Annotated in this window: 28 protein-coding genes; 19 read left to right on the forward strand and 9 right to left on the reverse strand. The window is 24.2% G+C overall.

From position 1 onward, the window contains the following. Positions 1 to 29: 29 nt before the first annotated feature. The 11 genes from CRU93_RS03985 to CRU93_RS04030 all read left to right on the forward strand — a co-directional run bounded on the left by CRU93_RS03985 (position 30) and on the right by CRU93_RS04030 (position 7,612). A complete protein-coding gene (locus CRU93_RS03985; protein ID WP_129102894.1) occupies positions 30 to 1,127 on the forward strand; it encodes a tyrosine-type recombinase/integrase in 1,098 nt (365 codons plus the stop codon). 97 nt (positions 1,128 to 1,224) lie between these two features. Next, entirely contained in the window at positions 1,225 to 1,875 is a 651-nt protein-coding gene (locus CRU93_RS03990) for a hypothetical protein (RefSeq protein ID WP_129102895.1), read from the forward strand. Next, positions 1,868 to 2,437: a hypothetical protein gene (locus CRU93_RS03995; protein ID WP_129102896.1), complete on the forward strand. Its 570-nt coding sequence runs from the start codon at positions 1,868 to 1,870 to the stop codon at positions 2,435 to 2,437. The genes CRU93_RS03990 and CRU93_RS03995 overlap by 8 nt, the downstream gene beginning before the upstream one ends. A gap of 202 nt (positions 2,438 to 2,639) precedes the next feature. Continuing rightward, a complete protein-coding gene (locus tag CRU93_RS04000; RefSeq protein ID WP_129102897.1) occupies positions 2,640 to 4,049 on the forward strand; it encodes a hypothetical protein in 1,410 nt (469 codons plus the stop codon). Position 4,050: 1 nt separating this feature from the next. Further along, positions 4,051 to 5,439 (forward strand): hypothetical protein, encoded by a 1,389-nt coding sequence (locus CRU93_RS04005; RefSeq protein WP_129102898.1) that lies wholly within the window; start codon positions 4,051 to 4,053, stop codon positions 5,437 to 5,439. Between the two features lie 269 nt (positions 5,440 to 5,708). Next, the gene (locus CRU93_RS04010) at positions 5,709 to 6,131 is read left to right on the forward strand and encodes a hypothetical protein (protein WP_129102899.1); all 423 of its coding nucleotides are present in this window, start codon (positions 5,709 to 5,711) and stop codon (positions 6,129 to 6,131) included. A 3-nt stretch (positions 6,132 to 6,134) separates the two neighbouring features. Continuing rightward, positions 6,135 to 6,293, forward strand: coding sequence for a hypothetical protein (locus CRU93_RS14110; RefSeq protein WP_164967611.1), 159 nt, complete (start codon positions 6,135 to 6,137; stop codon positions 6,291 to 6,293). Continuing rightward, on the forward strand, positions 6,294 to 6,515 hold the full coding sequence (locus tag CRU93_RS04015; RefSeq protein WP_129102900.1) for a hypothetical protein: 222 nt from the start codon (positions 6,294 to 6,296) through the stop codon (positions 6,513 to 6,515). It begins immediately after the preceding gene. Next, positions 6,505 to 6,822, forward strand: coding sequence for a hypothetical protein (locus CRU93_RS04020; protein ID WP_129102901.1), 318 nt, complete (start codon positions 6,505 to 6,507; stop codon positions 6,820 to 6,822). The genes CRU93_RS04015 and CRU93_RS04020 overlap by 11 nt, the downstream gene beginning before the upstream one ends. Positions 6,823 to 6,824: 2 nt before the next feature. Continuing rightward, positions 6,825 to 6,971, forward strand: a complete 147-nt coding sequence (locus CRU93_RS04025; RefSeq protein ID WP_129102902.1) for a CopG family transcriptional regulator — start codon at positions 6,825 to 6,827, stop codon at positions 6,969 to 6,971. A gap of 122 nt (positions 6,972 to 7,093) precedes the next feature. After that, positions 7,094 to 7,612, forward strand: coding sequence for a hypothetical protein (locus CRU93_RS04030; RefSeq protein WP_129102903.1), 519 nt, complete (start codon positions 7,094 to 7,096; stop codon positions 7,610 to 7,612). A gap of 224 nt (positions 7,613 to 7,836) precedes the next feature. On the opposite strand, the gene CRU93_RS04035 is transcribed toward CRU93_RS04030, so the two are convergent. Beyond that, positions 7,837 to 8,469 (reverse strand): LysE family translocator, encoded by a 633-nt coding sequence (locus CRU93_RS04035; RefSeq protein WP_129102904.1) that lies wholly within the window; start codon positions 8,467 to 8,469, stop codon positions 7,837 to 7,839. 11 nt (positions 8,470 to 8,480) lie between these two features. Then, positions 8,481 to 9,044 carry an NAD(P)H-dependent oxidoreductase gene (locus CRU93_RS04040; protein WP_129102905.1) on the reverse strand — a complete coding sequence of 188 codons (564 nt, stop codon included), beginning with the start codon at positions 9,042 to 9,044 and terminating at the stop codon, positions 8,481 to 8,483. A gap of 142 nt (positions 9,045 to 9,186) precedes the next feature. Here CRU93_RS04040 and CRU93_RS04045 point away from each other — a divergent pair, with 142 nt between their 5' ends. The 3 genes from CRU93_RS04045 (at position 9,187) to CRU93_RS04055 (ending at position 11,639) form a co-directional block, all read left to right on the forward strand. Further along, the gene (locus CRU93_RS04045) at positions 9,187 to 10,335 is read left to right on the forward strand and encodes an iron-containing alcohol dehydrogenase (protein ID WP_129102906.1); all 1,149 of its coding nucleotides are present in this window, start codon (positions 9,187 to 9,189) and stop codon (positions 10,333 to 10,335) included. Between the two features lie 81 nt (positions 10,336 to 10,416). Continuing rightward, positions 10,417 to 11,010 (forward strand): DedA family protein, encoded by a 594-nt coding sequence (locus CRU93_RS04050; RefSeq protein WP_129102907.1) that lies wholly within the window; start codon positions 10,417 to 10,419, stop codon positions 11,008 to 11,010. Beyond that, positions 11,007 to 11,639: an SDR family oxidoreductase gene (locus CRU93_RS04055; protein WP_129102908.1), complete on the forward strand. Its 633-nt coding sequence runs from the start codon at positions 11,007 to 11,009 to the stop codon at positions 11,637 to 11,639. Before CRU93_RS04050 ends, CRU93_RS04055 begins: the two co-directional genes overlap by 4 nt. Positions 11,640 to 11,656: 17 nt before the next feature. Here the strand turns inward: CRU93_RS04055 and CRU93_RS04060 are convergent, their stop codons facing one another. After that, complete coding sequence (locus CRU93_RS04060; protein ID WP_129102909.1) at positions 11,657 to 12,127, reverse strand: threonine/serine exporter family protein; 471 nt, start codon at positions 12,125 to 12,127, stop codon at positions 11,657 to 11,659. Between the two features lies 1 nt (position 12,128). Next, the gene (locus CRU93_RS04065; RefSeq protein ID WP_129102910.1) at positions 12,129 to 12,899 is read right to left on the reverse strand and encodes a threonine/serine exporter ThrE family protein; all 771 of its coding nucleotides are present in this window, start codon (positions 12,897 to 12,899) and stop codon (positions 12,129 to 12,131) included. 111 nt (positions 12,900 to 13,010) lie between these two features. On the opposite strand from CRU93_RS04065, the gene CRU93_RS04070 reads away from it, so the two are divergent. Next, complete coding sequence (locus tag CRU93_RS04070) at positions 13,011 to 13,838, forward strand: hypothetical protein (RefSeq protein WP_129102911.1); 828 nt, start codon at positions 13,011 to 13,013, stop codon at positions 13,836 to 13,838. 35 nt (positions 13,839 to 13,873) lie between these two features. Here the strand turns inward: CRU93_RS04070 and CRU93_RS04075 are convergent, their stop codons facing one another. Continuing rightward, complete coding sequence (locus CRU93_RS04075; protein WP_129102912.1) at positions 13,874 to 14,866, reverse strand: TIGR00341 family protein; 993 nt, start codon at positions 14,864 to 14,866, stop codon at positions 13,874 to 13,876. A 352-nt stretch (positions 14,867 to 15,218) separates the two neighbouring features. On the opposite strand from CRU93_RS04075, the gene CRU93_RS04080 reads away from it, so the two are divergent. The 4 genes from CRU93_RS04080 to CRU93_RS04095 are packed head-to-tail and all read left to right on the forward strand — an operon-like array spanning position 15,219 to position 17,451. After that, the gene (locus CRU93_RS04080) at positions 15,219 to 15,551 is read left to right on the forward strand and encodes a hypothetical protein (protein WP_129102913.1); all 333 of its coding nucleotides are present in this window, start codon (positions 15,219 to 15,221) and stop codon (positions 15,549 to 15,551) included. Beyond that, positions 15,520 to 16,164, forward strand: a complete 645-nt coding sequence (locus CRU93_RS04085; RefSeq protein ID WP_129102914.1) for a type III pantothenate kinase — start codon at positions 15,520 to 15,522, stop codon at positions 16,162 to 16,164. Before CRU93_RS04080 ends, CRU93_RS04085 begins: the two co-directional genes overlap by 32 nt. Then, on the forward strand, positions 16,142 to 16,750 hold the full coding sequence (gene hisG / locus CRU93_RS04090) for an ATP phosphoribosyltransferase (protein ID WP_129102915.1): 609 nt from the start codon (positions 16,142 to 16,144) through the stop codon (positions 16,748 to 16,750). Before CRU93_RS04085 ends, hisG begins: the two co-directional genes overlap by 23 nt. Next, positions 16,750 to 17,451, forward strand: coding sequence for a class I SAM-dependent methyltransferase (locus tag CRU93_RS04095; RefSeq protein ID WP_129102916.1), 702 nt, complete (start codon positions 16,750 to 16,752; stop codon positions 17,449 to 17,451). Before hisG ends, CRU93_RS04095 begins: the two co-directional genes overlap by 1 nt. Positions 17,452 to 17,472: 21 nt before the next feature. Here the strand turns inward: CRU93_RS04095 and CRU93_RS04100 are convergent, their stop codons facing one another. From CRU93_RS04100 to CRU93_RS04115, 4 genes are read right to left on the reverse strand one after another with little or no spacing between them, the layout of a single operon-like run. After that, complete coding sequence (locus tag CRU93_RS04100) at positions 17,473 to 18,174, reverse strand: hypothetical protein (protein ID WP_129102917.1); 702 nt, start codon at positions 18,172 to 18,174, stop codon at positions 17,473 to 17,475. Beyond that, a complete protein-coding gene (locus tag CRU93_RS04105) occupies positions 18,141 to 20,165 on the reverse strand; it encodes a phospholipase effector Tle1 domain-containing protein (protein ID WP_129102918.1) in 2,025 nt (674 codons plus the stop codon). The genes CRU93_RS04100 and CRU93_RS04105 overlap by 34 nt, the downstream gene beginning before the upstream one ends. Then, positions 20,162 to 21,538 (reverse strand): sel1 repeat family protein, encoded by a 1,377-nt coding sequence (locus CRU93_RS04110; protein WP_129102919.1) that lies wholly within the window; start codon positions 21,536 to 21,538, stop codon positions 20,162 to 20,164. The genes CRU93_RS04105 and CRU93_RS04110 overlap by 4 nt, the downstream gene beginning before the upstream one ends. Continuing rightward, positions 21,535 to 22,920, reverse strand: coding sequence for a sel1 repeat family protein (locus CRU93_RS04115; RefSeq protein WP_129102920.1), 1,386 nt, complete (start codon positions 22,918 to 22,920; stop codon positions 21,535 to 21,537). Before CRU93_RS04115 ends, CRU93_RS04110 begins: the two co-directional genes overlap by 4 nt. Positions 22,921 to 22,988: the final 68 nt, after the last annotated feature.

The following is a 22,988-nucleotide window of genomic DNA, read 5'->3' on the forward strand; positions in this document are numbered from 1 at the left end:
ATTTATAAGAAAATCAAATTGAGGTTATTATGGATAAATATAAAGGAATAAGTGAAAAAACTTTAAAGAATGGAACAAAAGCAATTTATGTTCGTTTTAAATATTTAGGAAAAATATATCCAGTTAAAAATTTTACTAAACTTTTTGGGTGTACAAGTAAAAGCCAAGCGTATGAAAAATTAAAAGAAGTAAGAATATCTTTATCTAAAGGAATTGATCCTTTTAATACTCAAGGGAACAAACTTAATGATTATTTTTATAAAAGATTGGATTCTAAAAATAGATCTGGAGAGTGGAAAGAAAATACAATAAATCAATATAGAGATTTTTATGAAAAACATATTAAAAAACCAATTGGACATCTAAAATTAGACAAAATAAAATATGAACATTTAGAGAAAATTTTAGATGAAATAATTCATACGAAAGGTAGTTATAGAAATAGGGTATCTAGGATATTATCACCTCTATTTCAAGAATCTATTAAACGAGGAGAAATAATTAATAATCCTTGTGATTTTATAGATTTTGTAGAAGTAAAAGAAAAAGAAAAATTATCAAAAAGAGTTTTTGATGATAGATTAACAATTGCAAGAACATTATATAAAGCATTTAAAGAGCATAAGGCTAGATATAGTATTCATAAAGATGAAATAAATGTTTTCTTTTTAATGGTTCTTCTTACGGGCCATCGTTATGGAGAAATATTACAATTAAAAAGAGAAAATTGTTATTTAGAAGAAAATTTAATAATCTCTCCAGAAGAAATTACAAAAACTAAAAAAGAATATGAATTTCCACTACCTAAAGAATGTAGAGAGTGGATTGCAACTAAATCTAAAAAAGAACTTTTATTTCCAAATATAAATTATGATAGTGTTTATTATCAATTTCAAAATATATTAAAAACTACAAATTTGAAAATAAGAGAAAATAAAAAGTTTTCTCCTCATGATCTGAGATCTATTATGTTAAATGTTATGAGAAAAGATTGTAAAATTGATACTTTATTGGCCGATTATTGTTTAGAACATAAAATTCCATCTACATTAAAGCATTACATTGATTTTGATTATGATGATAAGAAAAAAGCATTTAAAAAATATTGGAAAAAGATTAGAAATTAAAAAGTAATATTAAAATCGTTTAGATAAAATATAAAAAGTTTACTTATATAATTCAAAACTAATATCTAAAATGATATTATTTTTTTAAAGGAATTACATGAAAATTCAGAGTATACAAATAGCACTATTTTTTAAAGATTTATTGATCGAGAGACCTGATTTAAAATTTAGAGCATTAATTGATAATTTTAGCGATGTGTTTGATACTATGCCAACTCAATTTGAATTACCTCCAGGTACACCAAATGATGTACCTTTTTTGATATTAAAGTCTAAAAATAATCTAACAAATTGTAATGTATCAAGAAGTAGAATAGATTTTTTTAGTGAAGATTTAGATTATGTAGAAAATCAAGATAAATTATTGTCATATATTAATGAAGTTACAAATGTAATTGAAATAATAAATTTTGGATTTATAACTACTCATTTTGAAAAAGATGAAAATGCTTCAAGTGACATAGTAAAAAAATATTTTAAAAATGTTAATGCAGACTTAAAAGAAGTTTCATTAAGTTTTAATACTCTTATAAAATTAAATAGAGAAACATATAATTGCAATATTGCAATTAGTGATATAAAACAACAAAATCTACATACAAAAGTTGTAAGAAAAGGTTTATTGATTCAAAAAGATATAAATAGTATAAATTTAAATGTTAAAAACGAAGTTTATACAGGTACAAAAATACAATCATTATTTAAGAGTGCACATCAAAATTTATATTCAAGTAAAGTAGATGTTTAATAATATGAATGGTAGTATGTTTGGGGGGAGTGGAACTCCACGTGGGAATTTTGGAAATACTAACCCCTTAGATGATATGTTATCTTATTCTTCAAGTGCACAAAATTCTAATGAACCTATGATTCCTTTAAGTAGTATTAATAAATTAAAATATAATAGTGATACTCCAAAAGGTGAACCTACATTTTCTGTGGGAACACTTCTCACACTAGTTGGTGCAGCTTTTTTAGCTGCTACATTAGTGGTAGGGACATATTATAATTTTCAATCAGATATTAAAGATGTTAAATATGATTTTGAGAATAGAACAAAAGATATAAAATATAAACTTAATAATATTGAAACGAAAATTGATGATATAGATTTAAAAGAGATTAAAAATCAAATTGAGAATATTAAAAATAATATTAATGATTTGAATAATGATTTATCTAAATATAATCTCAAAACAATTAATAAAAACCTTGAACAAATTAACAAAGATATTAAAGATATTAAAATAAAAGTTGATTTTAATCGTGAGAATATTTTATCAAATAAGAAAGAATTAAACAAAAAATAATTATTTTTTATAAAATAAAATTCTATAATTTTGGGCTTTAGCCTAAAATCTTGATTATCTTAAACAAAAGTGTCTAACTCAAAAATACATCAAAATTAATTTTCAAAAGTTTTTAATAAAAATCGTAAAAAAAACGTAAAAAAAAATATTTTTATTTTTTTGACTTATAATTAAGTAGTAATAAACAAAAAAGGTTATTGCTATGGGTTATAAAAGTTTTATCAAAAATCAAACACAAGAATATATAAAGTTTTCAAAAGATGTTGAAGCAAGAGCAAAAAACTATAAAGAAAATTATATTGAGATTGTTAATAGAAAAAACTATATTTCTTGTGGTTTAACTCATAATCCAGTTGCCGCTGCAAAAGATAATTATCTATGGTTCTTAAATAATTGCATGCAAATGCAAAAAATACATGATAATGATGAATATATAAGTATTTTTTTAACTCTAACATTAGATTCTCAATATCATAGATATATTAAAAAATCAAAAAGATTAAACAAAAAATTTAAAGAAGAAAATACAATTGAAAAAGGCTATAAACTATTAAATGATAGCTTTAGGGAAATTTATAAAAACTTTAGAGTTAATAGAAAACATACAAAAATACATTATTGTAAAGCGATTGAGTTTACTCATTGTTTTACATCTCATCTTCATGCAATTATTTTTGTTAAAAAAGAGCATTTAGACAAATTAATAAATCATATTAAAAACATAGTTAAAAAAAATAAACTTGGAAAAGAATATAAAATAGATGTAATAGATAATATAAAAGCTACAACTTATTATGTAATCAAATACATCAATAAAGAACAAAATAACGAAGATGAAAACTCGTTTCATCTTGCTAATGGTTGGAAAAAGAAACATAGAATTAGAGCTTATACTTTTTCATATTCTGCATTAGAAAGATATGTTTTTAAAAAAGTTAATACAATTTTAAATCTATCAAAAAATCTAAAAAATGAAGTTGAAAAAAATGTAATTGATGAAGTATTAGAAAAATGTAATATAAGAATTACAACAAAAAAGATGAATGAAGATAAAACATATAATTTAAAAATAAAAAGATACTTTAATGATGATTCAAAATATGATGTAATAGTCAATAGAACTAGAACAACAAAGATGAAAATAGATAGTGATAAGTTATTAGAACTAGAAGAAAAACTTGATGTTATTAAAAGTTATAAAGCAAATAAGAGTTTTTTTTATATTAACTATCAATTCTTCGATTTAGAAAAGTATGAGAAACAACTTGAAAAACTAGAAAATGATTACAATGATTTTTATAATAGCTTTGATTTTTTTGATGATGAAATCGAAAATAAGTTAAAAAGATTTGAGAGAATTATTAGTAGACATAAAGCTAAAAAAGGTTTTTACAATAGTATGTTAACAAAAGATGAGTTTATCAAAAAATTTAGATCTGAACTAGAAGTAAAAACTTACAACTATAAAATTGACAATTTCACAATTATAGATAAAGAAACAAATGAAGTTATCTACAACAAAAAAGATTATGTTTTATTTGAAAAGTTAGAAGATAAAGAACTTGAAGAATATACAAAAGAAAACGCAAAAAAAATCAAAGTTGGTGCATAAGATGAAAGATTTTATAAGTGTAAATGCAAAATATTATAAGAGTGCTAACATTGAACATACAAGCAATCATAATACAAGAGCTAGTGAGATAGATTATTTACTAGATGATAAAAACATCAAATATGAAAATACTTCTAAATTATATACTTCAAATGATTCAAATTCTCAAAAAGTAAACTTAGATGAAAATGACGCAAAATTAGGTGGAAAAGGTACTTATAGCGATAATTTAAAGACATTTGTAAGTAAAAAAGATGAAGCGATAAGAAATTCTAAACTAATGCAAAAACAATTTTATTATTTACAACAACAAAAAAAAGAAATATTAAGCAAAAAATATAATTATAAAGAAAATGAAAACGAAAACACAATCGTAGAAATGTGTTTGAACTTGAGCGAAGAGAAAGCATTAGAGTATTTAGGAAAAGGTTTAAGTTTCGATGCAGCAATAGATCAGTTTATGTTTGATATTCAAAAGAGATATGGTTTAACTAAGCTTTCATTCGATTGTCATTTCGATGAAGGTTATGTGAAAAATGGGAGAACTTATTTGAACGTTCATGTGCATTGTGTGTTTGTTAATTTTTCATTTGAAAAAGAAAGAAGTGTATTAAGAAGAATGAAAAAAAAAGATTGGTCTAAAATTCAAGATATAGCCCAGGATTCATTTGAAAAACACGATTTCAATTTTAGAAGAGGAATTAGCAAAAAAATCACTAAAAAAGAGCATTTAGAAAGAATAGATTTTATTACAAAGAAGAAAGAAGAAGAGTTAAAAAATCAAGAAAAATCACTAAAAGCTCTAAAAAACGACATCAAAAAACATAGTGATTTTACAACTTCAATGAAGTTTACATCACAAAAATTAAAAAACGACAAAAAAACACTACTTAATGAAGTAAAAATCAAAAAAGAAGAAGTAAAAAAAATAGATAATGAACTAAAAATCAAAAATCTTGAACTTGAAGAACTAAACGAATTTAGAGAAGAACTTAAAGATTTTACAAAAGATTTCATAAAAAATCATACTAAAAAAATTAATAATAAATATATAATAAAAAATATAAATAATTTTTATAATAGTTTAAAAAATGAATTTTTTGAATTTAGTTCTATTAACATAATTAATGAAAAAATCGAAGAATTACAACTAAATTTAAAAAAAGAAAAAAATAAAAATATTAATTTAGAAGAAAAAAATAACAACTTAGAAAAAGAATTAGAGAAAATTGATCTGTTTCAAACAAAAATTGACGAGTTAATAAGCGTTAAAAACACTCTTGAAGATGAGAACTATGAACTTATGCAATTTATAAAATCTCAAAATCTTCAAGAAAAGTACGAAAAATTTAGAGAAATTGAAGAAAAAGAGAGAGAAATAGATAGGTAGTATTGCTTTAGATGGGGGATTGGGGTCTCCCCAACGAACAATTTTCCCCTGGAAAATTTCACCTTGCGTGATTTAGTGAGCTAGAAGCAAACTATCTATCTAAAAAAGAAAAATATAAAAAATAGAGCTCGTGATTGAGCTCGTAGCCTTTTAGCGTATTTATTTATATTTAAATTTAACAATTTCTCTAATTTTTTTGTAAGAAAAACGTAAAACAAAAATCTCTTACCTAAAATAGTATATATACCAAAAAGGTAAAGGGGAAAATTATGGAAAAGAAAGTTGTTAAAGTGGAAAAGATAGACAATGATATTTATTCAAGCACAAAGAATTTAACAAAGCTAAATATAAATAAAAAGTTTTTAGATTTTGCATTAGAAAAAGCACATTTAGAACAAGTATTAAAGCAATTAGTTATAAATGTTTTCAACGAGGACAATTTATATAACAAGCAAAAGATAATCGCATTTACTAATTTAATAAGAAGTATTAAAAGATTAGTAGATAAAAAAGAAGAATTTACTTTAAATGTGATTATTAAAATGTTAAATGAACATCATAAGACTCAAAAGAATATCAAATATTTTGTAAATAATAAAGAGTTAGAGAGTGTTAATACATTTATAAAATTAGCATTTGATAAAGATTTACACTTAACTTTAAAAAATGTTTATACATCAAAAAAGGACTAAGTTATGCTTGGTCCCAGAAATGTAATTCAAAATTTTAGAGATTTTGAAATAAAAGAGTTAAAGAAAAAAATGAAATTTAAAGATGATTCTCAAAAATTCAATTCTGGTGTTGAGATTGTTAAGTTTGTTCATGAAGATGAAAAAGAGAAAAAAGGGGTTTAAATGTTAATATTGCTAATTTTAGAGAAGTTTTTAGACAAAGACTTTGATATATATGCTTTAAAGAAAGCATTAAAAGCTTATAAGCTTGAAGAAGAGAAAAGACATCAATTACTATTAAATAAGCTTGAAAAGCTTTTAAAAGACATTGAAATGACTAAAAGGCTAGAAAACGAAGAAAGAGCAAAAATTTCAAGAGTTTTGAGAGAGATTGATGAATTATAAAATATATGAAAGACTAAAAGAAGAAAGTAGAGACATTTCTCTATTGATGAATAGTAAAGAATATTTAGATCTGAAAAAAAAATTTAACTTAAGATATTTAGAAATCAAAGCAAACATCAAATTAATCAAGGAAATTCAAACACATTCACATTACTTTATTTCAAATTCTAGCCTAGTTGCGAAGCAACAAAAGAAAAGTATTAATGTCGATGAAATTGACAAGAGTATTAATAAAATGAATAGAGAAATAAACAAATTTAATAAAAATAATAGATATAAAAATAGATATAGAGAAAGAGAGAGATAAAAATGAAAAAAGAGAAAGTAAATATAAATTTCAGGGTTGATGAGAAAGTGAAGTTAAAATTGCAATTTTTAGCAAATTTGGAAAATAGAACATTAAGTTCGTATTTGAGAAATGTTGCTAAAAAAGAGAGTGAAAGATTGAAAGTATAGTTTTAAATTTCATTTTTTATGATGTTTACATCGTAGAAAATGAAAAAACATACTTTTTTGATGTGTTTTATTCCTTTTCAATTTATTTTTATTATAATATTCCTTGTTTTTAAAGGAATAAAATGAATTTAAATAGTAATCAAGAAGTATTTAATATGTTCTTTGAATTTAAAAATATTTATAAACATCAAATTTACAATAGATATAAAAGAATGAGTTCTAAAAATTTAGAAGAACTAATTGAATACTTACAAAATAACGATATAAAAGAAGAAGATTCAAATATACAAGTTGAATTAAATTATTATCTTGAATTTATAGCAAAAAGAGAAAAATATAGAAATAATTCTTTTAATAGTGATCTGATTATTTTAAAATTAGTTAAATTAAAAATGGATATATTACATGAAATTTTAAATAATCTTGATAATGAAGAAGTAAATTATATGTCAAAAATTCAAGCAAAAAAATATATCAATGTAAAAGAGTTTGAAGAAATTTATGATATTTCAAAATCTTCACAAAGAGATTATCGAGGACGATTAAATAATCCATTACCTTATCATCAAAAAGTTTTTCGAGGTAAGATATTATATGATGTAGATGAGATTGAAAAGTGGTTTGAAAATGAATATAAATAAAAATATACATATTAAATTGCAATATAGAGTGTATAAAATAGTGTATAATAATATTTTATTTCTTTTAAAAGTCCTAATTAATGGTATTTTATTTAAAATATTCAAATATTCAAGCAATAATCAAATGGAAGATTTTATGAAGATGTCTTATATGAATAAAATCAAACAAAATACTGCTTCTCATAATTTCACAAATAATACAAGTCTAAACTTTTAGACTTGTATTAAATATTGGATGAAGCGACTTTTATTCCTAATGCTATAAGTATAATACCTATTGCTTTTTCTATTTTAGCTTTGTAAGATTTGAATCTATTTAAAATTATAGGGTGGCTTAAAAATAAAGATACTAAACTAAACCACATAAAATGCGCTGTACTAATTATAACTCCATAAATAACTTGAACTAAAATAGGTGTATGTACATCTACAAATTGAGTGAATATACTAAGAAAAAATATAGTTGCCTTTGGATTTAATACATTTGTAAAAAAGCCAATTTTAAATGATTTGAAATTAGATATCTCTTTTTTTGTACCTTCAATATTTAAATCTAATTTTGAGTTAGATTTTAAATTTTTATATCCAATATAAATAAGATATGCAGCAGCAAGATATTTTATTATAGAAAATAAAATTATTGAATTTGAAATAATAATCGCAAGTCCTGCAATACAATATAATAAGTGAATCCAAATAGCTGCACTAATTCCTAATGCAGAATAAAGACCTGATTTCTTTCCATGTAATAAAGTATTTCTTGTTACCATAACAAAATCAACACCAGGACTAACAGCCATAAATATTGCAATTGTAGAAACTGCAATTATTTGTGGTAAATAGTTTAAAACTTCCATATTTTTCCTTTTTAACTATTTAAATATTTAGATAAAGATAAATTCCAATCATCATTTTGTAAAAGATTTTTATACTCATTTGCTTTTTTTTCTAGTTCTTTATCAGTGATTTTCAAAGCTTTATAAACATAAAAAGGCATAGTATACGTCATTCTTGTAAATTTTGCCATTGTTTCAAATGGTTTTAAAAGTTCATTCATACTTACTTGCATATAAGAACCTGATTGATAAGCAAACTCAGGTGAGCCCATTGTTGTTACAATTTTAAACTCTTTTGTTAAAAGTTTTCCACCTTCACTTCCATATGCAAATCCATACTCTAAGACTTTATCTTGCCAATCTTTTAAAAGTCCTGGTGAACTAAACCAATAAAATGGAAATTGAAATATGATTCTATCATGTTCTAGTAATAACTTTTGTTCTTCTTTTACATTGATATCTTTAAAAGAACTATATTTTGAATATATATCATTTATTGTAATATTTTTATCGTTTTTAATATTATCTATTAATACTTTATTTAGTCTTGAATTTTCAAAATCTGGATGAGCTAAAATAATAAGTGTTTTTTTCATAAGTTTTCTCCTTTTTGTATTATAGATATTTTTTACTTAAAGTATTGTTACATTACTTTTGGTAAGTATTGTAATTAAATTAATTAAATAAGATGAAAAAAAAGACAACTTTGATACAATCGAAAAAAAACAGAGGCTAGTTATGAGAAATTTTAGTTATTACAATCCTACTCGAGTTGAGTTTGGAAAAAATAAAGAGAGTAATATAGGTAAATATATCTCTCAGTATAATATAAAAAAAGTATTATTAGTTTATGGTAGTAATAGAATTAAAAAAGATGGACTTTTTTTTAAAGTTGAACAGAGCTTAAAAGATTTTGGTATTGAATTTATTGAGTTAGGAGCAGTTCAGAGCAATCCGCTTTTATCAAAGATAAATGAAGGAATCTCTTTAGCTAAAGAAAATAAAGTTGAAGCTATTTTAGCTGTTGGAGGAGGGTCTGTTTTAGATTCATCTAAAGCAATAGCAGCAGGCAGTACAACAGATGATGATGTTTGGGATTATTATAATAAAACAAAAGTTATAAAAGATGCTTTACTTATATTTGATATTATAACTTTAGCTGCAACAGGAAGTGAGATGAATTGTGTATCTGTTGCAACAAATGAGACTACAAGTGAAAAATACTCAGTGTCTTCTCCATATTTATATCCTACTGTTTCAATAGTTAATCCAGAACTTCAAACAACAGTATCAAGAAATTATTTAGTATATTCAGCAGTTGATGTTATTTCACACTTAATTGAAGGCTATTTTACAGCTTCACATTTCCCTGATATAATATCATCATATGTAGAAACAAATATAAAAACAATAATAAAAACAACAGAAAAATTATTAGAAAATAGGGATGATTATAATGCAAGATGTGAATTTGCATGGGTTGCAATGCAAGCAGAAAATGGTTCAACAACAATTGGTGTAGAGGGTGGACAATATCCTAATCATATGATAGAACATGCAATATCTGCTCTTTATAATGTTCCTCATGGTGCAGGACTTTCAGTTGTTATGCCCGCATGGATGAAGTGGTATTATAAAAATAATATTACTCAATTTGATAGATTTGCAAGAGAGGTTTTTAAAGTTGAAGATGCACTTTTAGGAATTGAAAAATTAGAAAAGTGGTTTGAAAAAATTGAATCTCCTACTAAATTATCTCAATTTAATATACATGAAGATGATTTGGACAAAATATCTGAAAATGCATATAAAAACGCAATATCTTTTGGTATTGAACAACAATATACAAAAGAGGTAATAAAAGAGATTTTATTAAAAGCTTTATAGATAAAACATATAAACGATTGATATTCTATTGATTAACAAAATTTTTGATAATATTTCACAAATTAAAATAAAGAGTGAGTATTGTTAGAACCAATTATAAATTATATTGTTCATACTGTTGGAACATTGGGATATTTAGGCATATTTATTATGATGTTTTTGGAAAGTTCATTTTTCCCTTTTCCTAGTGAAGTAGTTATGATCCCTGCTGGGTATTTAATATATAAAGATGAGATGAATTTGGCATTAGTGTTATTTAGTGGAATTGCAGGAAGTTTATTTGGAGCATTATTTAATTATTATTTAGCAATTAAATATGGAAGAGCTTTTTTGATTAAATATGGAAGATATTTTTTTATAAGTGAACAAACGATACAAAAAGTTGAATATTTTTTTAAAGAACATGGACATATTTCCACTTTTAGTGGTAGATTAATACCTGCTGTTAGACAATATATATCTTTTCCTGCTGGATTAGCAAAGATGAACTTGAAAACTTTTAGTTTTTATACTACTTTAGGTGCTGGAATTTGGGTTATAATTTTAACTACACTTGGTTATTTTATTGGTGGAAATGAAGAGTTATTAAAACAGTATTTGCATTATATTTTATTTATCATATTTTGTTTTTTAATTATATTGGGGTATTTTTATATTAAAAGAAGAAAAAAATGAAAGCAATAGTTACAGGATATAGTTCAGGAATAGGAAAAGCAATATCATCAATTCTTGAAGAAAATTCATATGAAGTTATTAGATTAAAAAGTAGGCTAGATGATAAAAAATCATTAGAATTAGAAATAAAAAATATACTAAAAAATAGTGATCTTAACCTTTTGGTTAATTGTGCAGGTGTAGGAGTTTTTAGGCCACACGAAGAGATAAGTTTAGAAAAAATTCAAGAGTTAATTGATGTTAACTTAACAGCACCTATTATTCTTTCAAATTTATGTCTTAGAAGTTTGAAAAAAACAAAAGGGCATATTATAAATATATCTTCTATTGAAGCAACAAGACATTCTAAATTTTCTGCTTTATATTCTGCAACAAAAGCTGGTCTTAGAAGTTTTTCATTAGCTCTTTTTGAAGAGTTAAGAAAAGCAGATGTAAAAGTAACAAATGTAAATCCTGATTTAACAAAGACAAATTTTTTTGATGAGTTTAGTTTTGAGCCAAGTGATAATAAAAATGCATATTTAACTCCTGAAAATATTGCAAAACAAATTTTAGAAATAGTAAATTTTGGTGGGGTTATAACTGATATTACTTTAAGACCTCAAAGATTAGAAATAAAGAAAAAATAAGTCATCAATTTGATGACTTAAATAATTGGTCTATTGTATCTAATAAAATAAAGAGATGGTAGAGCAAGCCCAAAACTAATAGCTCCTAAAATAGATACAGCTTTTAGTCCATCTTCAATGAATAGTGCAATATGTGCAGGAGTTACACCGTGAGTGTTCATCTCTACAAGTGTAATAACAGCATCAAATGCATATGTTCCTGGAATCAAAGGAATGATAGCTGCAACTGTATAAATAGGTCTAGGAACTATATATTTTCTTGACCAATAAACTGCAAGTGTACCAAAAATTAAACTTGCAAGAAAAGTTGAAATTTCTATATAAATTCCTAAATCTAAAAATAGTGTTCTTAGAGTATAAACTATTGCTCCACCTAATGCACAAAACTTTAATGCAAATTTTGGTACATTAAAAATCATTGCAAAACCAACTGCCGGAATTGCTGCAAAAATGGCATCTAAAATATATTTTGTTATTATATCATGCATTTTACCATCCTTTCATATTTAAAACTGCCATAGCAAAAATAATTCCCATACTTGTTGCTAAAGTCAATAATGTTGCTTGCATCCAACGACCCCAACCCATACTTAAATAGCCTTTTACCGCATCCAAAAAAGAGTTAATAAAAGGAAACCCAGGAACTAGTAATAAAACACTAGCAGATAGTGCAATACTAGGAGTTGTACTAATTTTTGAAGCTAAACTTGCAATAAGTGTTGCAAAAAATGCAGTAGTTGCAAAGCTTATTATTAAAATAAATTTTTGCTTTGCAAGTTGTTGTCTTATAAACATTGCAATAGAAGAAGCTAAAAATGTAATTGTAAATGCTTGCCAATCTGCACCTCTTAAGTAAGAAAATGATGCACATGAAAGGCCTATCATAAAAACAACTAACCATTTATTGTAATAGTTGGGTTTTATTTGTTTTAGTAAAAGAATTGCTTTTTCTGCACCTAATTCATAGTTTTCTAAATCTATGCACAATCTTTGAACATCATAAACAATAGACATATTTATTGGTTTATGATGTGATTGTCTAGTTGTGGTAACTGATTGATTTGTATTTGATAGTGTTGTTAATACAATTGCAGAGGGAATAAGAGATATTTCTACTGATTTTACACCTAATGCTTTTCCCATTCTTTTTGTTGTTTGTTCAATTAGTTTGCTTTCTGCACCATACTCAAGCATTAAAACTGCTGCTTTAATTATTGCTTGAGTTATTTTCGTTTGATATTCGTAAGTTAAATTCTTCATTTATTTTTTTCCATTTATGTATTTTATCATTTTTATTAAAAAAGAAAGAAATAAAACTGCATAAATCAGATACAATTTTTGATATAATGAAAAAAAATTAAAGTGATAATTATGAATTATTTTTTTACAAATTGGAATAAAGTATTATTAGTTATATTTACATTAATAGCATTATCTTTAGCTCTTAATTTAAGTATTGATGAAAATGCAAAAAAGCTAGTTGATGAGTCTTTTAAACAAGCAGTTGTTGTCTTTGGTAGTGCAAAAGCTTTAAATGCAGTAATATCATTAGCTCAAGGAACTCAACTTGATTTGCCATTAGTAATTGTATCAATTGGTGAAGTTTTAGATCCAATTAATGATTTAGTTGAACAGTTTTCCCTTGTGATGTTAGCAAGTCTTACTTCTCTTGGAATACAAAAAATATTATTAAATTTTGTTACAACTGATATATATAATTATACACTTACATTTTTTATTATTATTTTTAATATTTGGTTATTTAAAAGATTTAAAAAAGATGAAAAAATAAGACATATATTTTTTAAAATCACTATAGTTTTACTTTTTTTAAGATTTGCTATTCCTTTTATAAGTTATATAAATAATATTTCTTATAACTACTTTGTAAAACCACAATATAATATAGAAATACTGAATAAAGATATTGAAAAAGTAAAAGATGAAGTTAGTAAAGTAAATCAAAATACAATAAAAGAGAAAAATGATAGTTCAATTTTGGAAAAAATAAAAGAAAAATTTGATGTTTCGTATTATGAAAATAAAGTTAATGAGTACAAAAATGCAGTTGATAGTTCAAGCGAATATATTGTTGATTTGATAATTGTATTTATCTTTCAAACTATATTTTTACCAATACTATTTTTATTTAGTTTATATTGGTTTATAAAATCTATTTTTAATATAAGAAGAGCTTAATAGAATAAAAGATTTTAACTTTTTTTCTATTCTTCTTAAAATATACTTTTTAAAAAGCTTGGCTTATAATATATATATATAAATATTATTATTAATATAATTAGCCATGATAAAATATAAATTGTCATAGATTTTTTTGCTATTTCTTTTTTATCCCAAAGAGTAGGTCGAATACCTTTTATAAGAAATATTACTTTACTAGCTAAGTTTATAGAAGTAATATTAATTAAAAGTAAAATACCTGCACCAATTGCTAATTCACTATTTCCAGAACCAATCATAAGGCCTAGCACTGCAGCAGGTGGTAAAAGTGCAGCTGATACCATTACTCCAACTAATATGCTAGATAAACCTGCTGTAATTGATAGGGAAGCAGCAGCACCAGAAGCAAGGGCAAGAATAAAAGAATCATAGCTAACTTCTGTTTTTGATACTAATTCATATGTATCAAGATTTTGTCCAAAAAATAGTGCAAAAATTAAAGGAAGCATTATTGCTATAAAAAAACCTAATAATATTGTTTTTATTGATGAATACATTAATTTTCCATCTCCAATGGAAGCTGCAAAACTAAATGCCATATTAGGACCTAATAATGGCGCAATAACCATGGCACCAATTATAATGGCTAAATTATTATGAATAAGTCCTATTGTTGCTACTATTGTTGAAAAAACCAACAAAAGAATGAAGTTTGAATTAATATTACTATTTTTTTTCAATTCATTATATATTGCTTCTTTTGAGGCATTAGCTTTTTCTTCTTTTTTTTCTTCTTTTTCTGAATTTTTAGGTAAATAAGCTTCTATTGGTAAAATTATTATTTTTGATGTTACTTGATCTCCCATAATATGAGAAAAACTATTTATAGCTTTTTGTAAATAGTGATCTGTTACAATCATTCGTGATATTTGCATACCATCTTTGTCAACAGGATAAAATCTTAAATCTTTAGCTTTTACATTTTTAGCAATTTGTTTTATAATTTCATTGCTTGATTCATTTAAGACAATTTCAAGATATTTCATTTGTTCTCTTTTTTATGATGTATCATATTATAAATAAATATTTCTATAATTGAAGAATTTTAGCTCTCAACATAAAATTTTTATTAAATGAAGGCTTTACACACTTATTCATTTTTTTGTTTTTTATTATATCAGATATAAAAGCAAACTTTTTAATAGTATATTAAATCACATAAATATATTAGTATGTACAAGTTTTTTAAGATTTTGTTGATAAGTAAAAATTGTAAATTAAGGAAATAACTGTATCTTTATTAGTATTATTCTTAAAAAAATAGAAAAAAACACAATAAAATACATCTTTATAATATATTTTTGATTATAATTTGGTGATTGAAAAAAGGACAGCTATTTGAAAAATCTTACAAACTATTTTTTAAAAAAAAATATATTATTTAAAGAAATAAGTGAAGTTATCCCAAAAGATTTAGGAAGTCGAAAAAAAATACAAATTTATACAGCAACAGATATAAAATCTACTTATTATGCTATTTTTATTATTGATGCAAAAAGTAGATTTATTAGAAAAAATGCAAATGATTTATTAGAACTTTTTGATAAACTTGTATCTTATAAAGATCATAATTTTAAACATAAAGAGTTACTTATTAGTTCACCTTTATGTTCAAAAGCAAAAGAGTTCTTAAAACAAAATGGGTGGAGTGTTAGAGTTGATTTTATGTGATATAGGTAATACTACTTTTCATCTTTTAGTAAATGAAAATGAAAAAAGATATTTACTGAATGAAAAGCTACCAGCATTTAATGAAAAAGTTTACTATATTTCTGTAAATGACAAGGGTCAAGATAGTTTAAAATCAACACATAATGATATTGTCAATTTAGAAAATTATATCGATTTTAAAACACCATATAAAGGTATGGGAATAGATAGAAAAGTAGCTTGTTATGGAATTACTAATGCAATAGTTGTAGACGCAGGAAGTGCAATAACTGTTGATATAATGGTAGATAACATACATAAAGGTGGGTTTATTCTTCCAGGATTTAAAAAAATAGAAAATTTATATACTCAAATATCTTCTAAGCTTGACTTTGATTTTAATACAAAGGTAAATTTAGATAAAATCCCACTTTGTACACAAGATGCGATATCATACGCAATCTTACAATCAATAATAGAACCAATCAAAAATATAAGAAAACAACAACAAATCATATTTACTGGTGGAGATGGAGAATTTTTAAGTAAATATTTCGAAAACAGTATCTATAAGAAAGATTTGATTTTTGAAAATATGAAAAGGATAATTGATGCTAACAATTGCATTGCCTAAGGGAAGAATTGCAAAAGAGACTTTGGATAAATTTAAAAAAGCTTTTAATGAAAAGTTTATATTTGAAGATAGAAAACTTATACTTGAAAAGAGTGGATTTAGATTTTTAAATGTAAGAAATCAAGATGTACCAACATATGTTATGCATGGAGCTGCTGATTTAGGTGTGGTTGGACTTGATGTTTTAGAAGAGAAAGAGTATGACTTAATTAAGTTATTAAATTTACAATTAGGTAAATGTAAAGTTGCATTTGGACTTAGAAAAGGTGAAGAGTTAGATTTTTCTAAAAGCGAAATTAAAGTTGCAACAAAACATGAGAAAATAGCAAAAAAATATTTTGAGCAAAAAGCAATGGCTGTTGAGATTATTAAACTATATGGTTCAATAGAACTTGCTCCTTTAGTTGGCTTAAGTGATTGTATTGTTGATATTGTTGAAACTGGAACAACAATGAAGCAAAATGGACTTGAAGTAGGGCCTACAATTATGGAAAGTTCTGCACATTTAATTGCAAATAAAAACTCTTTTTATGCAAAAAAAGACAAAATATTAGATTTGAAAAATAGAATAGAAGAAGTACTTTAATGGGATTAGATCTATATTCAAGAATAGAACAATATTTAGATTTTGAAGATGAGGTTTATTCACTGCATAAAGAGTTTATGACTTTTGTAATGATGAATGAACTTGATAATATTATTGATATTGGGTGTGGTCAAGGATATTTTCTTGAAAACCTTAAAATAAATGGTAAAAAAGCATTTGGAATTGACTTAAGTGCTGAGCAAATTAAAGTTTGCGAACAAAGAGGTGTAGATGCTAAATGTATGCCTTTAAATAAAGTAGAAAAGAAATTTGATTGTGCAACTGCTATTTTTGATGTAGTAAATTATATACCTAAAAATCATTTAAAAGAGTTCTTTATAGATACTTATAATGTATTAAATGAAAATGGATATTATATGTTTGATGTAAATTCTTTATATGGATTTAGTGTAGTTGCTGATGGAAGTTTGACTATAAATAAAGAAGAAAAATTTATATCAGTTGATGCAGTTTATGATGAAGATGAATTAAATACAAATATTGTTTTATTTGATAAGCAAAAAAATGGCTTATATAAAAAAGAAGAAGATATGATAACTCAATATTATCATGATATACCAAGTTTAAAAAAAGTTTTAAATGAAGTTGGTTTTGTTGTTGAGTCTGTAACGGATTATAATTTACATGATTTTGATAAAGCAGATAAACATATGTTAATTTGCAAAAAAGTATCAAAATAAAAAAGGCAGAAGCCTTTTTTATTAAGTATTAATATTTTCTCCAAGAAGATTGTAAATCACTCTTTTACCATAAATTTCATCTGTGGCTCTTTCATTGCCTTTTATTGAAGGTTTATTAACTAGATTGAAATCAGAAGAGTGATGAATAAATTTTTTTCTTAGTTTTTTATACTTTAAATCATCTATTTTTTCAAAAGCTTGTATTTTTTTATTTATATCACTTAATAAATCAAAATCCTCATCTTCTAGTTTTGATATTTTATCTTTATTTTTATCCTTATCTTTATCTTTTTTATTTTGTTCTAATGTTTCATCTTTTTGTTTTTGTAAATCTTTTTGTTTTTGTTTTATTTTTGATAATTGATATTTTTCATCTAAGTTTCTTTTTAGTGGTACTCTATCTTCTTCTTTTCTTTTTTTATCTTTATCTGTAGCAATTTTATGAAGTAGATTTAAAATAACTAATTCATATTCCCATGAAAGATTCGTTCTACACATATAAGCACCACTTGTATTGATTTGATTATAATTTCTTGATTTTTCATAAAATATACCATCTTGTTCTAACTCGTAAAAGCTATTAGTGCCTTTTATTAATTTATCACTATTTTCTAACCATCCATATTTATTATTCCATGCTTTTATTTTATTATTATTTCCTGAATAATATTCTAAAACTTTTACACTTTCTATGTTTCCAAAGTTTTCGTATCCTCCACCCACATCAGCATGCGCTCAGGTACAATAAATTCTTTAAGGTTACCATCTTCTTTTAAAATAGCTTTGTTTTTATCTTTAAAAATTGAGTATGCCTCAAAGTTATATCTATATTCATCTGCTGCCATAAGATGAAAAACAGAACCAATCTTATTTTTATCAAACTCTAATCTTAAATCTTTCCAATCATCTGATTGTCTTACTCCATAATGTGTAACAGTATCGACTATATTAGCATGCCTAAAAGAGATAGCATCAATAGAGATTTCATCTTCACCAAAATATGGATTTTCTTCATATATTGTAGCAGTTCTTGACCCTGCACTTATTGTTCTTTTTATTTGTTTTATATCAGTTCTTAAGGGATTAAAAAAAACTCTATTTTCTATTTTTGTATATAAACCATCTTGATATGGGAAAAAACAAGAAAATATATCTTTTTCTTTTGTATTTAGTGCATATTTTAGATATTCATCTTCTTTTTTTATTAATTCAAACTCTTTTTGAATAGAGCAGATAAAATGTCTAGCTTCTGTAGCACCTCTACTAAATCCAAAAATATCAAATACAAGTTCATCGATTTGTTTTATTTTTTCTTTTCTTAATTCTGTTGCTATTTTATGACAAATATATAAAATATGAGCATCAATGCCAGTTTTACCAACTCCTAATCCTAGACCAAAGATAGAATCTTTATCTAGTGAACTATTTTCAAAAGGATCAACAGTACCAGAACCTGCTGCATAAACTTTGAATCTTTTTAAATCATACTTGTGGGCATTTTCATTTTTTTCTAAACTATCTTTCCCTTCATAGTGTTCATAAAGTCTTTTTACATTAGTATATCCATTTGTATAACTACTACTTTTACTATTTGAAGGAAGTATTTTTTTTATGATTAGTTCTTTTATCTCTTTTTCTTTTCCTGTTACTGCATCTATTCCTTCTATCTTTTCTATCATATTTTCAACAAATGAATCTTCATCTTTTAAAGTATTTCTAACTTCAAGTAAAAACTTAAATACTTCTTTTGCATCTTTTGAAGCATTGTTATCATCTTCATAGTTATCTTTATAATTATATTTTATTTTAGATTTTGGTTCAAAATATGTTATTTTATCAATTATTTCATTTCTTATAAGCTTCATAATATTTGGATAATTTTCAGGGTCTGGGTGGTGAGTTATTACTTTAATGGACGAATCATATTCAAATTCTTTATTTAATGCAATATCTTCATTTATATTTTTATTAATATACTCACACTGGCTAGTTACATAATCTTTATAATCTTGATAAAACTTTACATTATACATATTGTTATTTGTTCCATCAAAAAAGACTCCATATTCAATTTGCGTTTTTGGCATCAAAGTTACTGAGTCAGTGTTTTCTTCTACTGTTAGTATTATCTTATTATTCTCTTTATTATAAACATAAGGTACCATTATCAAAGCATAGGCTTGTTTATCTATATCTTTTATATTCTTATTAAATCTATTTATCTCTTCTTTTATTATATTATTACAACTATTTTTTGATTTATTTAAGTATGCTACACCTAAATTTATCTTTTCTTGCTTTTTTTCATTTTCTAAGTTTTTACAAGCACTATAAAACTTTAAAGATTTTAAAAAACTTTCAAACTTTTTTCCATACCTTATTGGTATAGATTGAAGATAAACTATCTTTTTATCTATATTTACACTACTTAAAAAACTATCTTTATTTGTTTTTTTATATTTTTCTTCTTCTTTTATAGCTTCTCTTACTATTTTGCCATATTTATCTTTTATACTATTTAAGACTTTTTGTTTATCATCTAAATTTTCACAAAGATTTTTTGCTTCACTTTTAGAAATAATCATATATGCACATCTACTTCTTTCATCATCTATATAAACTTCATTAGAATCAACTAATGAAAAAGATTCTTTTATGATAAACTCATCATTGTTATAATATACCTCTCCAATAAAATTTTTATTATTCATCATAACACTCCCAGCTTTTTAAGTTTTTTTTCTAAGGATTTATCTCCTAAATCATAAGCTTTTTTAAACCATATTTTTGCATTTTCTTTATCTTTTAACTCTTTTTCATAAAGCCATGCTAGATTTTGTGCTGCTGTAGCATCTCCTAATTTAGCTGCTTGTTTATATAATATTATTGATTTATCATAATTCTTTTCTATAACATCATAATAAACTGCAAAATTTATCATCGCATCACTACTTCCTAAATTCACACCAATTTTATATATCTCTTTTGCTTTTTTATAATCTTTTAATCTATAATACATTGCCCCTAACCCAGCAGCACAATCGCCATAACCTTTATTGATACATTCTGTAAAGATTTGCTCAGCTTTTTTATAATCTTTTTTCTTTTTATAATATATTGCTAAATCAGAGTATCCTCCACTTTCTCCAAGTTCTTGCAATCTTTTTAAAACTTTAATCATATTTTTTTCATTGTCTGTTTTTCTATATAAATATACTAAAGACTCTAAAGGATTTACTTCTTTATACTCTATTGGAAACTCTACTTTTTTTGCTTTTATTGCTTGAACTAACCAATATACTGCATCATCATATCTATCTATACTTATATACTCTGCACCTAAATTAAGCATTGAAAGTACTTTTCTTTCATTTTTATCTTTTAACTCATTTGCAGCTTTGGTATAATTATAAATGGCTCTGCCTTTTTTAAGTAAATATGCTGAATATAAATTACCTAAATAATAATATGCCTCTTTATCTCCTAAACTAAGTAGCTTTTCATAAGAGTCTTTTGCATCATAATAATCTCTTTGTTTTATATGAAGTAATCCTTGACAAATATATGCTTTGTTGTTTGCTTTTTTAATTTGTTGTTCATAAAAATCAAATGCATCATCATCGTCTTTTAAAGCAAGTATTCCTCCAACTTGACAAGTTGAATCTTTATAATCTTTTATACTCATAAAAAGTTTTTTTGCTTTATCTCTTTGTTTAGTTTGTTCATTGTATAAACCAGCTAGTAAATAAGTAGCTTTTTTACTACCTTTTTTAATTGCTTGTTTATATATTTTAATGGCATTACTAAAATCTCTTCTTACTACATAAACTCCAGCAAGAAATTCTAAGTTTTTAATAGATGGATTATTATTTACTTCTTTTTTTATACATTGTAAAAACTCTTGTTTTTTATTTAACAAATCTTTGCATAAAATATTTGTATCTTTTTTATTAAAGTTTTTTAATACATTATCAAGATTGATATTTGATATATCTTTTTGCTCTTTTTTTAAAGCAATGTCTTCTATCTTTTTATTACAGCCAGTTAATATTATTATTGTTATGATGATTGAGAGATATTTCATCATAACACTCCCAGCTTTTTAAGTTTTTTTTCTAAGGATTTATCTCCTAAATCATAAGCTTTTTTAAACCATATTTTTGCATTTTCTTCATCTTTTAACTTTCTTTCATAAAACCTAGCTAGATTTAAAGCTGAAGTGCTTTCTCCTAAATAAGAAGCTTTCTTATACCAATATATTGCTTTTTTATAATCTTTTTTGATTCTTTTATAATATCGAGCAAGATTATTCATCGCAGCACTACTTCCTAAATTCACACCAATTTTATATATCTCTTTTGCTTTTTTATAATCTTTGAGGTTCTCTTCATACATTATTCCTAACCCAGCAGCACAATCGCCATAACCTTTATTGATACATTCTGTAAAGATTTGCTCAGCTTTTTTATAATCTTTTTTCTTTTTATAATATATTGCTAAATCAGAGTATCCTCCACTTTCTCCAAGTTCTTGCAATCTTTTTAAAACTTTAATCATATTTTTTTCATTGTCTGTTTTTCTATATAAATATACTAAAGACTCTAAAGGATTTACTTCTTTATACTCTATTGGAAACTCTACTTTTTTTGCTTTTATTGCTTGAACTAACCAATATACTGCATCATCATATCTATCTATACTTATATACTCTGCACCTAAATTAAGCATTGAAAGTACTTTTCTTTCATTTTTATCTTTTAACTCATTTGCAGCTTTGGTATAATTATAAATGGCTCTGCCTTTTTTAAGTAAATATGCTGAATATAAATTACCTAAATAATAATATGCCTCTTTATCTCCTAAACTAAGTAGCTTTTCATAAGAGTCTTTTGCATCATAATAATCTCTTTGTTTTATATGAAGTAATCCTTGACAAATATATGCTTTGTTGTTTGCTTTTTTAATTTGTTGTTCATAAAAATCAAATGCATCATCATCGTCTTTTAAAGCAAGTATTCCTCCAACTTGACAAGTTGAATCTTTATAATCTTTTATACTCATAAAAAGTTTTTTTGCTTTATCTCTTTGTTTAGTTTGTTCATTGTATAAACCAGCTAGTAAATAAGTAGCTTTTTTACTACCTTTTTTAATTGCTTGTTTATATATTTTAATGGCATTACTAAAATCTCTTCTTACTACATAAACTCCAGCAAGAAATTCTAAGTTTTTAATAGATGGATTATTATTTACTTCTTTTTTTATACATTGTAAAAACTCTTGTTTTTTATTTAACAAATCTTTGCATAAAATATTTGTATCTTTTTTATTAAAGTTTTTTAATACATTATTAAGATTGATATTTGATATATCTTTTTGCTCTTTTTTTAAAGCAATGTCTTCTATCTTTTTATTACAGCCAGTTAATATTATTATTGTTATGATGATTGAAAAATAAGTTTTTATATGCATAATTTTCCTTTTAAATTGTAAATTATACAAAAAACAAATTATAATTAAATAAATTATTTTTATAGTGG

This window comes from Arcobacter sp. CECT 8985, from assembly GCF_004116495.1.
In the GTDB taxonomy this organism is placed as follows: Bacteria; Campylobacterota; Campylobacteria; order Campylobacterales; family Arcobacteraceae; genus Malaciobacter.